Origin of the sequence: Streptomyces crystallinus (assembly GCF_039521265.1) — a bacterium.
Classification (GTDB): Bacteria; Actinomycetota; Actinomycetes; order Streptomycetales; family Streptomycetaceae; genus Streptomyces; species Streptomyces crystallinus.
This window is the reverse complement of sequence record NZ_BAAACA010000041.1, coordinates 49,022-61,553: the sequence shown is the minus strand read 5'-3', so window position 1 is coordinate 61,553 and position 12,532 is coordinate 49,022. Positions and strand designations below refer to the sequence as shown.

Genomic DNA, 12,532 nt, shown 5'->3' with positions numbered 1-12,532 from the left:
GCGCCCGCCGCGGCGGCGAGACCTGCGGCCAGGACGGTTCTGCGCGGAGTGGAGCTGGTCATGATCGGGACCCCCAGTCGGACGAGGATGGGGCGGCGGGCGGGAAGTAGCGCCAACTATCGCGGGTGCCGGGCGACTTCTGCCAGTCACGCGCGCCGCGCCGCGCCACCAATATGGGTCTGGACCACTGGCACGACCTGGACCGCCGCCCGTCCACTGTCTCGATCTAGGGTGGAGGCATGGCAGAACTCGGCCGGATCGCGGCCCTCGTGCGCGCACTGCCGCCCTCGTGCGGCCCGGTCCGGCTGGTGGCGGTGGACGGACACGCGGGCTCCGGCAAGTCCACCTTCGCCGGCCGGCTGGCCGCCGCGCTCGGCGGGGCGCCGGTGATCCACCTCGACGACCTGGCCACCCACGAGGAGTTCTTCGCCTGGACGCCGAGGCTGCGCGGGCAGGTCATCGAGCCGCTGGCGCGCGGGGAGGCCGCGGCCGTCACCCCGTACGACTGGAACGGGCGCCGGTTCGGACCGCCGGTGGCGCTCGGCCCCGCGCCCGTGGTGCTGATCGAGGGCGTCGGCGCGGGCAGGCGCGAGCTGCGGCCGTGGCTGGCGTTGCTGCTGTGGATGGAAATGGACGCCGAGGGCTCCTGGGCGCGCGGGCGCCGACGGGACGGAGCGGCGCTTTCCGGCTTCTGGGACGAGTGGACGGAGGCGGAGATGCGCCATTTCGCCGCGGATCCGTCGCTTCCGTATGTGGATGCGTTGGTACGGCAGTGTCAGGAGGGGTACGAGTGGCTCCCGAGGCGCCATTCCCCACCCCTCGCACACCATTCCGTCACGGACGGTGACGACGTCCCCCCGATGGGCTGAACCGTCGGAAAACCGCCCCTCTCACTCGTCCAACTCCGCTTGACCCGGGGGCCGTACAGGTCTTACGTTCTGAATGTGCGGCTTTCCGGAGCCGCCGCAGACGCGAAGCCCCCGGTTGTTCCCCCGTGATCGGGGGCTTCGTTCTGCCTTTTCCGGGCCCTTCACCGCGCCTCGTCAGCGGATTCGCTCACCCTCGGTCACCGGCCAAGTCGTGCTGCCGCTCCCCTCGCGCCACCCTTCGGTCCGGGGCCCCCTCGCAGGTACGATGCAACTGGTGCGGTCAATTCCCGTCAATTCCATTCTGCAATTCCGTTGTGCGAATTGGCGGTTCAGCACGGGGGCACGGTGGTGGGGGACGTGATGGACTTCGGCACGCAGGGCGCACACGCCCCGGCCGATCTCGCCTGGCTGCGGGGCATCGACGCGTACACCATGGGCGCGTATCCGCAGGCCGAGGAGGAGTTCCGGGCCGCGGTGCGGATGGACCCGGGCATGGTGGACGGCTGGCTGGGGCTGCATGCGCTGCGGGTGGACACCACCACCGCGCTGTTACGCATGTACCGCCACCGAGAACGCTTCGGCGAGCAGCGCGCCCGCCACCGTCGCACCCTCAACTCCTGGTACTGGCTGGGCTGGTGGGTCCAACCGGTCCTGGAGACCCCGCGCGATCTGCTGCTCGCGCACGCCTCGCACTGGCTCGACGGCCGCCATGTGCCCGAGCTGGACCGGGCGCTGGCCGGGCTGCCGCCGGTCGACGCCGACCCGCAGGTCCGCTTCCTGCACGCCTGCCGGGCGTATCTGGTCAAGGACTGGGACCAACTGGTGCGCCACACCGAGCCGTTGCTGAACGATCCGCTGCTGGGGATCGAGGCCGGGCTCTTCGGCGGGATGGCGCGGGTGCGCCTGGAGATGTTCGGCCAGGCCGAGCCGCTGCTCTCGGCGGCCCTGATGCGCTGCCGCAGCGAGCAGCCGCAGCGCAAGGAGCTGCGCTACTGGCTGGCCCGCGCCCATGAGGGCACCGGCCGCTCGGCCGCCGCGCTGCCGCTGTACCGGGCGGTGCACCGGGTCGACCCGGCGTTCATGGACACCTCGGCGCGGCTGGCCGCGATAACGGAGTCGGACGTCCTGGACGGGTCGTACGGCCCCGAGGACCCGGCCGACCTGGCGGCGGTCTCGCTGGCCGGGTTCGGCCAGGACGGCACGGCGGACGGCCCCGAGCCGGAGGCCGTGGCGCTGGAACCGCCGGAGGGGCGCGAGGTGCGGGTGCCGCTCGCCGGGCCCGCGGTGGTGGTGCCGCCGCCCTCCGACGGCGTACGGGAGAAGGCCGGCGTCCCGGCCCAGCCCAGCGCTCCACCGGTCCCGACCGGCCCCACGGACTCGGCGCTGCTCGCCCAGGCGCTCGCCGAGCTGGAGCGGATGGTGGGCCTGGAGCCGGTGAAACGCCAGGTGAAGGCGTTGTCGGCGCAGCTGAACATGGCCCGGCTGCGGGTCGGTCAGGGGCTGCCCGTCCAGCCGCCGAAACGTCACTTTGTCTTCTCCGGCCCCAGTGGCACCGGCAAGACCACCGTCGCCCGCATCCTGGGCCGGGTCTTCTACGCACTCGGCCTGCTCGGCGGCGACCACCTCGTGGAGGCCCAACGGGCCGACCTGGTCGGCGAGTTCCTCGGCCAGACGGCGGTGAAGGCGAACGAGCTGATCGACTCGGCGCTCGGCGGGGTGCTGTTCGTGGACGAGGCGTACAGCCTCTCCAACTCCGGCTACAGCAAGGGGGACGCCTACGGCGACGAGGCGCTCCAGGTGCTTCTGAAGCGCGCCGAGGACAACCGCGACCACCTGGTGGTCATCCTCGCCGGGTACCCCGAGGGCATGGACCGCCTCCTCGCCACCAACCCCGGCCTCTCCTCCCGCTTCACCACCCGGGTGGACTTCCCGTCCTACCGGCCGCTGGAGCTCACGGCGATCGGTGAGGTGCTGGCGGCGGAGAACGGGGACGGGTGGGACGAGGAGGCGCTGGACGAACTCCGTTCGATCAGCGGGCACGTGGTGGACCAGGGCTGGATCGACGAGCTCGGCAACGGTCGTTTTCTGCGGACGCTGTACGAGAAGAGCTGCGCGTACCGGGATCTGCGGCTTTCGACGTATCCCGGGACGCCGGGGCGGGAGGATCTGTCGACGTTGCGTCTGCCGGATCTGATGCAGGCGTACGGGGAGGTGTTGTCGGGGAGGGGCGGCGCGGTGGATCCCCTGTAGGGGTGTCCGCCCCACCCCGCCCCTTCCCGAAAGCCCTCCGGCGGGCGGCCTGGTGTCGGGTTGGGGCGGGCTGCCGGGGGCGCTGCCCCCGGACCCCCTGTTTTCGTCTGCGGACCGTGGTGGGCTGGTCGCGCAGTTCCCCGCGCCCCTTAGGGGTCCGCCGCGGCCGGCGAACTCAGCTCAGCCCCGGATCTTTTAGGGGCGCGGGGAACTGCGCGAGAAGCGGCCACGGTCCGCAGACGACAGCGGGTTCAGGGGCGCGAGGAACTGCGCGGGCGACCCGTCACCGGTCCGCAGGCGGAAAGCCAACCTCTCCTCGGGGGGCGCAGCCCCCGGGAAGGGCTCAACTTGCCAGGGCCCCCTCCGGGCGCTGCGTCGGGAACGGCCGGTGGGACGGGTCACGGACCTCGCCCACCAGCATCTCCAGGACGTCCTCCAGGGCCACGAGGCCAAGGACACGCCCCGACGCGTCCGCCACCTGCGCGAGGTGCGCCGCGGCACGCCGCATCACGGTGAGCGCGTCGTCCAGCGGCAGCTCCGCCCGCAGGGTGACCAGCGGGCGCCACACCTGCTGCGGCACCGCCCGCTCCCGCTCCTCCAGGTCCAGTACGTCCTTGACGTGGAGGAACCCCATGAAGGCGCCTCCCTCGGCACACACCGGGAAGCGCGAATACCCCGTACGTACGGTCAGCTCCTCCACCTGCCGGGGTGTCACCGAGGGCCCGACCGTCACCAGGGACGAGCGGTCGAGCAGCACGTCCGTCACCGGCCGGCTGCCGAGCTCCAGCGCGTCCTCCAGGCGCTCCATCTCCCGCGGGTCCAGCAGTCCCGCCTGGCCGGAGTCCTCCACCAGGCGGTTGAGCTGCTCGCTGGTGAAGACCGCCTCCACCTCGTCCTTGGGCTCCACCCGGAACACCCGCAGCACCAGCCGCGCGCACGCGCCCAGCGCCACCGTGACCGGCCGGCACACCCGGGCGAAGGCGACGAGTCCGGGGCTGAACCACAGCGCGGTCTTCTCGGGCGCCGCCATCGCCAGGTTCTTCGGGACCATCTCGCCGATGACGAGGTGGAGGAAGACGACGAGGGCGAGCGCGATCGCGTACCCCAGGGGGTGGATCAGACCCGCCGGAACCCGCGCCGCCTCGAAGACGGGCTCCAGGAGGTGGGCCACGGTCGGCTCGGCCACCGCGCCCAGCGTCAGCGAGCAGACGGTGATGCCGAACTGCGCGGCCGCCATCATCTGCGGCAGGTTCTCCAGGCCGTGCAGCACCTGCCGGGCCCGCGCCGACTGGGCCGCGAGCGGTTCGATCTGGCTGCGGCGCACGGACACCAGGGCGAACTCGGCCCCGACGAAGAAGCCGTTCGCCAGCACGAGGAGCAGGGCGAAGAAGAGTTGCAAGAGGCTCATCGCACGGCCTCCGCCACACTCTTGAGGTCCGTACCGCCGAGGTCCGTACCGCCCGGGTCCGCACACCTGGCGTCCGGGCGGGCGGCGTCCAGGCGGCCGGCGTCCGCCGTACGGACGAAGCGCACCCGCTCCGCCCGGTACCGCTCGACCCGGCGGACCTGGATCCGCCAGCCGGGCAGCTCGGCCCGGTCGCCGGGGACCGGGATGCGGCCGAGCAGGTCGGCGACCAGACCGGCCACCGTCTCGTACGGCCCGTCCGGCGCGTCCAGGCCTATCCGGCGCAGGCTCAGCACCCGGCAGCTGCCGTCGGCCTCCCACGCGGGGCGGCCGTCGTCGCTCGCCACGGCGGCGAGCTCGGGCCCGCTGTCGCCCTCGGCGTCGTGCTCGTCGCGCACCTCGCCGACGAGCTCCTCGACGATGTCCTCCAGGGTCACGACCCCGGCGGTGCCGCCGTACTCGTCGACGACCACGGCTATCGGCTGCTCGCTGCGCAGCTGCTCCAGGAGCTGCTGCACGGGCAGGGTCTCGGGCACCAGCAGCGGCGGCACCGCGATCCGCGCGGCGGGCGTGCGGTGGCGCTCCTGCGGCGGCACCGCGAGCGCGTCCTTGAGGTGGACCATGCCGACGACCTCGTCGATCCGCTCCCGGTAGACGGGGAAGCGGGAGAGCCCGGTGGCCCGGGTGAGGTTGAGGACGTCGGCGGCGGTCGCGGAGGTCTGGAGCGCGCTCACCTTCACGCGCGGGGTCATCACGTTCTCCGCGGTGAGCCGCCCGAGCGCGAGGGTCCGTACGAAGAGGTCGGCGGTGTCCTGCTCGATGGCTCCGGCGCGCGCCGAGTGGCGGGCCAGCGAGACCAGTTCGCCCGGGGTGCGGGCGGAGGCCAGCTCGTCGGCGGGCTCCACACCGAGCGCCCGGACCAGCCGGTTGGCGACGGTGTTCAGGAGCGAGATGACCGGCCGGAAGAGCGTGGAGAAGCGGCTCTGCGGCCCGGCGACGAACCGCGCGACCTGGAGGGGGCGCGAGACCGCCCAGTTCTTGGGGACGAGTTCGCCGATCACCATCTGGACGGCGGAGGCGAGCAGCATGCCCACGACGACGCTCACCCCGGGCGCCACCCCGGCCGGCAGCCCGGTCGCGGTGAGCGGCCCGTCGAGCAGTCCGGCGAGCGCGGGCTCCGCGAGCATGCCGACGACGAGCGAGGTGATGGTGATGCCGAGCTGGGTGCCGGAGAGCTGGAAGGAGAGCTCGCGCAGGGCCTTCACGACGGTGCCGGCCCGGCGGTCGCCGTCGGCGGCGGCCTGTTCGGCGTCCGGTCGCTCCACGGTGACCAGGCCGAATTCGGCGGCCACGAAGAACCCGTTGGCGAGGATGAGAAGGAATGCCGCGGCGAGCAGCAGAAGGGGGATGGTCATGCCGCCGCCTCCTGCGAGGGGGCGGCGCAGATACTACCGGACGATCCGTCCATTGCTGGAGGGAGTCACTCCTCGGGTCGCTGGTGCCCCGCAGGCCGATGGTGCCGCCTTCTGCGCGGGGCGGGCGCGTTGGGCGCCACCGTCACCAGGGTAGCCATTGAGATCGTCGCCGCAATGCTTGGCCCGGTGCCGAAAGGGCGGGTCAGCCGTCCTGGCGGGTGCCGTGCGACTCGGCGAGGGCGCGCAGCGCCCGGGCGTCGCGGATGGCCCGCTCCTTGGCGATGCCGGGCTGGATGCCGAGCGCGGGCAGGCTGGTGCCGTCGCTGAGGTCCAGGAAGACCCAGGGGTCGCCGGGGCGCAGGTTCACGCGCAGGATCTCCGCCCAGGCGAGCCGCCGGGTCCGGGTGAGGTTGACGACGGTGACGCCGGTGTCGTCGGCGATTACCTTGGGGCGGCTCAGCAGCGCGAGGACCGCGAAGAACATCGCCGCGGTGAACACGAAGCTGGCCCGCTCGCCCCCGCTCATGTTCTCCAGGAGCAGTGCGATGCCGGTGATCACGGCGAACATCACGGCGCCCACGCTCAGCAGCACGGCCCGGGTGCGGGTCGGCCGGAACGTGACCGGGAGAGCGGGGAGTCGGGGCGCGGGAGCGGACACGGGGTACGTCACTTCCGTACGGTGAGAGGGGTCGGTCAGAGGCGGCAGGCGTGGATGGCCGTGGTGAGGATGGCCCGGGCGCCCAGCTCGTACAGGTCGTCCATGATCCGCTGCGCCTCCTTGGCCGGGACCATGGCGCGCACCGCGACCCAGCCCTCGTTGTGGAGCGGCGAGATCGTCGGCGACTCCAGGCCGGGGGTGAGGGCGACGGCCCGCTCCAGGTGCTCGGCGCGGCAGTCGTAGTCCATCATCACGTAGGTCCGGGCGACCAGGACGCCCTGGAGGCGGCGCAGGAACTGCTGCACCTTGGGCTCCTCGGCGTCCGCGCCGGCGCGCCGGATGACCACCGCCTCGGACTTCATGATCGGCTCGCCGATGACCTCCAGGCCCGCGTTGCGCAGCGAGGTGCCGGTCTCCACGACGTCCGCGATGACATGAGCGACGCCGAGCTCGATGGCGGTCTCCACGGCGCCGTCCAGGTGGACGACGGAGGCGTTGACGCCGCTGTCCTTGAGGTGCTGCGCGACGATCCCCTCGTACGAGGTGGCGATCGTCATCCCGTCGAAGTCGCCGACGCCCTTGGCCGTGCCGGGCTTGGTGGCGTAGCGGAAGGTCGAGCGGGCGAAGCCGAGCGCCAGGATCTCCTCGGCGTCGGCCTCGGAGTCGAGCAGCAGGTCACGTCCGGTGATGCCGATGTCGAGGCGGCCGGAGCTGACGTAGATCGCGATGTCGCGGGGGCGCAGATAGAAGAACTCGACCTCGTTGTCGGGGTCGACCAGGACGAGTTCCTTGGACTCCTTGCGCATCTGGTAGCCGGCCTCATGGAGCATCGCCGACGCAGGTCCGGACAGTGAACCCTTGTTGGGGACGGCGATGCGCAGCATGAGGTCAGCTTCCTTCAGGTGGGAGAGGGGGAGTTCGGGGTGCTCAGAGGTGCGCGTAGACGTCGTCGAGGGAGATCCCGCGCGCGACCATCATCACCTGGACGTGGTACAGCAGCTGCGAGATCTCCTCGGCGGCGGCGTCCTTGCTCTCGTACTCGGCGGCCATCCAGACCTCGGCGGCCTCCTCGACGACCTTCTTGCCGATGGCATGCACGCCCTTGTCCACCAGCTCGGCGGTGCGGGAGGTGGACGGGTCGCCGTTGGCGGCCTTGAGCTGGAGCTCCGTGAAGAGCTCTTCGAAACTCTTGGAGGGTTTGTTCGCCATGATGCTTCTTAGGGTAAGGGGTGCTTCCCTGCCACTCAGCGCCAGGGTTCGCTGACGGTACGCAGCGTGGCGGCCGTGGCGACGGCGGCGGTGACCGCTTCGTGGCCCTTGTCCTCGTTCGACCCTTCGAGGCCGGCCCGGTCCAGGGCCTGCTCCTCGGTGTCGCAGGTCAGCACGCCGAACCCGACGGGTACGCCGGTGTCGATGCTGACCTGGGTGAGACCGTTGGTGACACCCTGGCACACGTACTCGAAGTGCGGTGTACCGCCCCTGATGACGACGCCCAGCGCGACGATCGCATCGTACCCGCGTCCGGCCAGCACCTTGGCGACGACCGGCAGCTCGAAGCTGCCGGGGACGCGCAGCAGCGTCGGCTCGTCGATGCCGAGCTCGTGCAGGGCGCGCAGGGCGCCGTCGACGAGTCCGTCCATGACCTTCTCGTGCCACTGCGCCGCGATCACGGCGACGCGGAGGTCCGCGCAGTTGCGTACGGACAGTTCGGGTGCGCCCTTGCCACTCACGTGCTACTCCTCGGTGCTCTGTTGCTGGGTAGGGGTGTCGCTGCTGGTGTCGTCACTGGTTGCCGCAGGCCGACGCGGTCGCGTCCAGCCACGGCAGGTCGTGTCCCATCCGGTCGCGCTTGGTGCGCAGATACCGCAGATTGTGCTCGCCCGCCGTGACCGGCATCGGCTCACGGCCGGTGACCCGCAGACCGTGGCGCACCAGGGCGTCGGTCTTCTCCGGGTTGTTGGTCATCAGCCGCAGCCCGCGCACGCCCAGGTCCTGGAGGATCTGTGCGCCGGCCGCGTAGTCGCGGGCGTCGGCGGGCAGCCCGAGCTCCAGGTTGGCGTCGAGCGTGTCGCGGCCCCGCTCCTGGAGCTCGTAGGCGCGCAGCTTGGAGAGCAGCCCGATGCCGCGCCCCTCGTGGCCGCGCAGATAGACGACGACGCCGCGGCCCGCCTCGGTGATGCGCTCCATGGAGGCCTGGAGCTGGGGGCCGCAGTCGCAGCGCAGCGAGTGGAAGATGTCGCCGGTCAGGCACTCGGAGTGGACGCGCACCAGCACGTCCTCGCCGTCGCCGATCTCGCCGTGGACCAGGGCGACGTGCTCGACGCCGTCGACGGTGGAGCGGTAGCCGTAGGCGGTGAACTCACCGAAGGAGGTGGGCAGATGGACCTCGGCCTCACGGCGCACGGTCGGCTCGGCGGAGCGGCGGTAGGCGATCAGGTCCTCGATGGAGATGATCGTCAGCCCGTGCTTGCGGGCGAACGGGACGAGCTCGGGCAGCCGCAGCATCACCCCGTCCTCGCCCGCGATCTCCACGATGGCGCCGGCCGGGGCGAGCCCGGCGAGCCGGGCGAGGTCGACGGCGGCCTCGGTGTGGCCGTTGCGGGCGAGGACGCCGCCCGGCTTGGCCCGCAGCGGGAAGATGTGGCCGGGGCGGACGAAGTCGCCGGGCGCCGAGCGCCCGTCGGCGAGCAGGCGCAGGGTGGTGGCGCGGTCGGCGGCGGAGATGCCGGTGGAGACGCCGTAGGCGGCGGACGCGTCGACCGAGACGGTGAACGCGGTCTTCATCGACTCGGTGTTCTCGTCGACCATCTGCGGCAGCCGGAGCCGGTCCAGCGCCCCGCCCTCCATGGGCGCGCAGATCAGCCCGCGGCACTCGCTCATCATGAAGGCGACGATCTCCGGGGTCGCCTTCTCGGCGGCGATGACGAGGTCGCCCTCGTTCTCGCGGTCCTCGTCGTCCACGACCACGACCGGCCGGCCGGCCGCGATGTCGCGGATCGCCTGCTCGACGGGGTCGAGGGAGAGGTCCTCGCGGTTGTCGGTGGAGTACCAGGTGGGTGTGGTGGCGCTCATGCCGCCGCTCCTTCCAGGACGGGCTGCGCGCTCGTACGGGAGCGCAGCCACCAGTCGCGCAGGCCCCACAGGACGATTGCGCCGTAGATGACGTAGACGAAGCCGGAGAAGGCGAAGCCGTTGGCGAAGTTGAGCGGCACGCCCACCGCGTCGACGAGGAGCCAGGCGAGCCAGAACTCGACCATGCCGCGCGCCTGGGCGTACATGGCGACGATCGTGCCGACGAAGATGTACGCGTCCGGCCACGGGTCCCACGACAGCGTCGGGAAGGCGGTGAACAGGGCGCCGACGGCCAGGGTGCCGAGCGCCGCGCCCGCGACGAGCAGTCCGCGCTCGCGCCAGCTGGCGAAGCGCACCGCGATGGAGCCGTCCTGGCCCTGGCGCCGTCCGCTCTGCCACTGGTACCAGCCCCACAGCGCCACCACGATGACGACGACCTGCTTGCCGGCGCTGCCGGACAGATGGGCCGTGCTGAACGCGGCCAGCAGGATGACGCCGGAGAGGAACTGGGCGGGCCAGGTCCATATGGAGCGCCGCCAGCCGAGCGCGAGGGCCGCCAGACCGACGGTGTTGCCGATCATGTCGGACCACATGATGTGCTGGTCGAAGGCGGTGAAGGCCTCGGAGTTGAGCCAGTTCACTTCGGGTCCTCCTGGCCGCGCGCGCCCATCAGCCGCTCGACGTACTTGGCGATCACGTCGACCTCCAGGTTGACCGGGTCGCCGGGCTGCTTGCGGCCGAGCGTGGTGAGCGCGAGCGTGGTGGGGATGAGGCTGATGGTGAAGTAGTCGGGGCCCGCGTCGACGACCGTGAGGCTGACGCCGTCCACGGTGATCGAGCCCTTCTCGACGACGTAGCGGGACAGCTCCGCGGGCAGCGAGACCTTGACGATCTCCCAGTTCTCCGAAGGGGTGCGCGCCACGATGGCGCCGGTCCCGTCCACGTGGCCCTGGACGATGTGCCCGCCCAGGCGCCCGCCCACGGCCATCGGCCGCTCCAGGTTGACCCGGGAGCCGACGTCGAGGGCGCCGAGGCTGGAGCGCTTGAGCGTCTCCTCCATGACGTCGGCGGTGAACTCGCCGTCGCCGCTCTCCACGACGGTCAGACAGACGCCGTTGACGGCGATCGAGTCGCCGTGCCGGGCTCCCTCGGTGACGACGGGGCCGCGCAGGCGGAAGCGGGAGGAGTCGCCGAGCTTCTCGACGGCGGTGACCTCACCCAGCTCTTCGACGATTCCGGTGAACACGCTCATCGCTCCTTGGGAGTGGCACTGATACGGAGATCGGGGCCGATGCGTACGGTCTCGGTCAGCTCGAGCCGCAACGCGTCGGCGATCGTGGAGATTCCGGCGCCGGTGAGGGCCGCCGGGCCCGCGCCGAGCAGGACGGGCGCGAGATAGCCGACGACCTTGTCGACCGCGCCCGCGGCGACGAAGGCCCCGGCGAGCGCCGGGCCGCCTTCGAGGAGTACGGAACGCACGCCCCGGGCGTCCAGGGCGGCCAGCAGCGCCGGAATGTCCAGACCGGTGGCGGCGCGCGGCAGCCGGACCACGTCGGTGTCCGCCAGCTGGGCGGTGTCGGCGTCCTCGGCGACCGCGATCAGGGTGGGCGCGGCGTCGTCGAGCACCCGGGCGCCGGGCCGCACGGCCGTGGCCTCGGTGTCGACGACGACCCGCAGCGGCTGGACCGCGCCCTCGATCCCGCGCACCGCGAGGTGGGGGTCGTCGGTGCGGGCGGTGCCGGAGCCGACGACCACGGCGTCCGCCTCGGCGCGCAGCCGGTGGACGTCCGCGCGGGACTCGGCGGAGGTGATCCAGCGGCTGCTGCCGTCCTCGGCCGCGGTGCGGCCGTCGAGGGTCGCCGCGTACTTCCACAGGACGTAGGGCCGGCCCAGCCGTACGGAGGTGAGCCAGGCGGCGTTGCCCGCCTCGGCCTCCTTCGCGAGCAGGCCCTGCTCGACCGCGACCCCGGCCGTCCTCAGTGTGTCCGCACCCCCGGTGGCCTGCGGGTTCGGGTCGCCGACCGCGTACACGACCCGGGCGATCCCGGCCTCGGTCAGCGCCTGGGCGCAGGGGCCGGTGCGACCGGTGTGGTTGCAGGGTTCGAGGGTGACGTAGGCGGTGCCGCCCCGCGCCTTCCCGCCGGCGGCGGACAGGGCGTGGACCTCGGCGTGCGGGCCGCCGGCCTTCTGGTGGAAGCCCTCGCCGACGACGGCGCCCGAGGCGTCGGTGATGACGCACCCGACGACCGGGTTGGGGCTGGTGGAGCCGAGTCCGCGCGCGGCGAGCTCGACGGCTCGGCGCATGGCGTCTGCGTCGGCTGCGGTGGCCACCGGGTCCTCCTGCCTCTTCGGGCACGGACTCCGGGGCTGTCGATGAACGACAGAGAGCGGGAACAAGGCCGTACAGACAGCTCACGCATGGCCGAAGGACACCGATCGCCGTGGACGACGATCAGCGAGACGGCCGGCCTGAGCCCTCGGGGCCCGCCCGCCGCGCACTGCCTCCCATCCGGACTTTCACCGTCGGTCCAGGAATTCCACCTGGTCAACCGGCCACTGGATGCGGCCGGGTCGCGGACTATTACCGCCGGTTCGGAATTACACCGACCCCGGAGTGCGCTGCTGCTGGTACAGGGCCAGTGTGCCACGGCTGATCGTCGGCCATACGGGCGGACATCTATGGCCTGGGTCACAGTGCGGTCGCGGCGCGTAGCGGAGGTTCACCGTCCGCCACATCGGGCGTCCACCGTGCACCCAGCATTGGTCCATACCTATTGACGCTCTGGTCTAGTCCTCTTAATCTCCGTGTCACCTCGGAGGTGAGGCCCGCCGGTGTGCGCACGCCGGGGCCGCCGTACGACCG

Annotated in this window: 12 protein-coding genes and 1 riboswitch; of the genes, 2 read left to right on the top strand and 10 right to left on the bottom strand. The window is 72.0% G+C overall.

What is annotated here, in order from left to right:
• Positions 1-239: 239 nt before the first annotated feature.
• Positions 240-869 carry a uridine kinase family protein gene (locus ABD236_RS28835; RefSeq protein WP_344078596.1) on the top strand — a complete coding sequence of 210 codons (630 nt, stop codon included), beginning with the start codon at positions 240-242 and terminating at the stop codon, positions 867-869.
• Between the two features lie 360 nt (positions 870-1,229).
• Positions 1,230-3,119 carry an AAA family ATPase gene (locus ABD236_RS28830; RefSeq protein ID WP_344078653.1) on the top strand — a complete coding sequence of 630 codons (1,890 nt, stop codon included), beginning with the start codon at positions 1,230-1,232 and terminating at the stop codon, positions 3,117-3,119.
• A gap of 343 nt (positions 3,120-3,462) precedes the next feature.
• On the opposite strand, the gene ABD236_RS28825 is transcribed toward ABD236_RS28830, so the two are convergent.
• From ABD236_RS28825 to ribD, 10 genes are all read right to left on the bottom strand, one after another.
• Positions 3,463-4,527 (bottom strand): hemolysin family protein, encoded by a 1,065-nt coding sequence (locus tag ABD236_RS28825; RefSeq protein ID WP_344078594.1) that lies wholly within the window; start codon positions 4,525-4,527, stop codon positions 3,463-3,465.
• Complete coding sequence (locus ABD236_RS28820; RefSeq protein WP_344078592.1) at positions 4,524-5,939, bottom strand: hemolysin family protein; 1,416 nt, start codon at positions 5,937-5,939, stop codon at positions 4,524-4,526. The genes ABD236_RS28825 and ABD236_RS28820 overlap by 4 nt, the downstream gene beginning before the upstream one ends.
• Positions 5,940-6,141: 202 nt before the next feature.
• Entirely contained in the window at positions 6,142-6,597 is a 456-nt protein-coding gene (locus ABD236_RS28815; RefSeq protein ID WP_344078651.1) for a PH domain-containing protein, read from the bottom strand.
• Positions 6,598-6,632: 35 nt separating this feature from the next.
• Complete coding sequence (hisG, locus tag ABD236_RS28810; RefSeq protein ID WP_344078590.1) at positions 6,633-7,481, bottom strand: ATP phosphoribosyltransferase; 849 nt, start codon at positions 7,479-7,481, stop codon at positions 6,633-6,635.
• A 43-nt stretch (positions 7,482-7,524) separates the two neighbouring features.
• The gene (locus tag ABD236_RS28805; protein WP_188275085.1) at positions 7,525-7,806 is read right to left on the bottom strand and encodes a phosphoribosyl-ATP diphosphatase; all 282 of its coding nucleotides are present in this window, start codon (positions 7,804-7,806) and stop codon (positions 7,525-7,527) included.
• Between the two features lie 35 nt (positions 7,807-7,841).
• A complete protein-coding gene (gene ribH, locus ABD236_RS28800) occupies positions 7,842-8,327 on the bottom strand; it encodes a 6,7-dimethyl-8-ribityllumazine synthase (RefSeq protein WP_344078586.1) in 486 nt (161 codons plus the stop codon).
• Positions 8,328-8,379: 52 nt separating this feature from the next.
• Positions 8,380-9,669 (bottom strand): bifunctional 3,4-dihydroxy-2-butanone-4-phosphate synthase/GTP cyclohydrolase II, encoded by a 1,290-nt coding sequence (locus ABD236_RS28795; protein ID WP_344078584.1) that lies wholly within the window; start codon positions 9,667-9,669, stop codon positions 8,380-8,382.
• Positions 9,666-10,310 carry a nicotinamide mononucleotide transporter family protein gene (locus tag ABD236_RS28790; protein WP_344078581.1) on the bottom strand — a complete coding sequence of 215 codons (645 nt, stop codon included), beginning with the start codon at positions 10,308-10,310 and terminating at the stop codon, positions 9,666-9,668. Before ABD236_RS28790 ends, ABD236_RS28795 begins: the two co-directional genes overlap by 4 nt.
• The gene (locus ABD236_RS28785) at positions 10,307-10,915 is read right to left on the bottom strand and encodes a riboflavin synthase (RefSeq protein WP_344078649.1); all 609 of its coding nucleotides are present in this window, start codon (positions 10,913-10,915) and stop codon (positions 10,307-10,309) included. The genes ABD236_RS28790 and ABD236_RS28785 overlap by 4 nt, the downstream gene beginning before the upstream one ends.
• A gap of 2 nt (positions 10,916-10,917) precedes the next feature.
• Positions 10,918-12,000 carry a bifunctional diaminohydroxyphosphoribosylaminopyrimidine deaminase/5-amino-6-(5-phosphoribosylamino)uracil reductase RibD gene (gene ribD / locus ABD236_RS28780; RefSeq protein ID WP_344078579.1) on the bottom strand — a complete coding sequence of 361 codons (1,083 nt, stop codon included), beginning with the start codon at positions 11,998-12,000 and terminating at the stop codon, positions 10,918-10,920.
• Positions 12,001-12,160: 160 nt separating this feature from the next.
• A riboswitch (FMN riboswitch) is annotated at positions 12,161-12,291 on the bottom strand.
• Positions 12,292-12,532 lie beyond the last annotated feature (241 nt).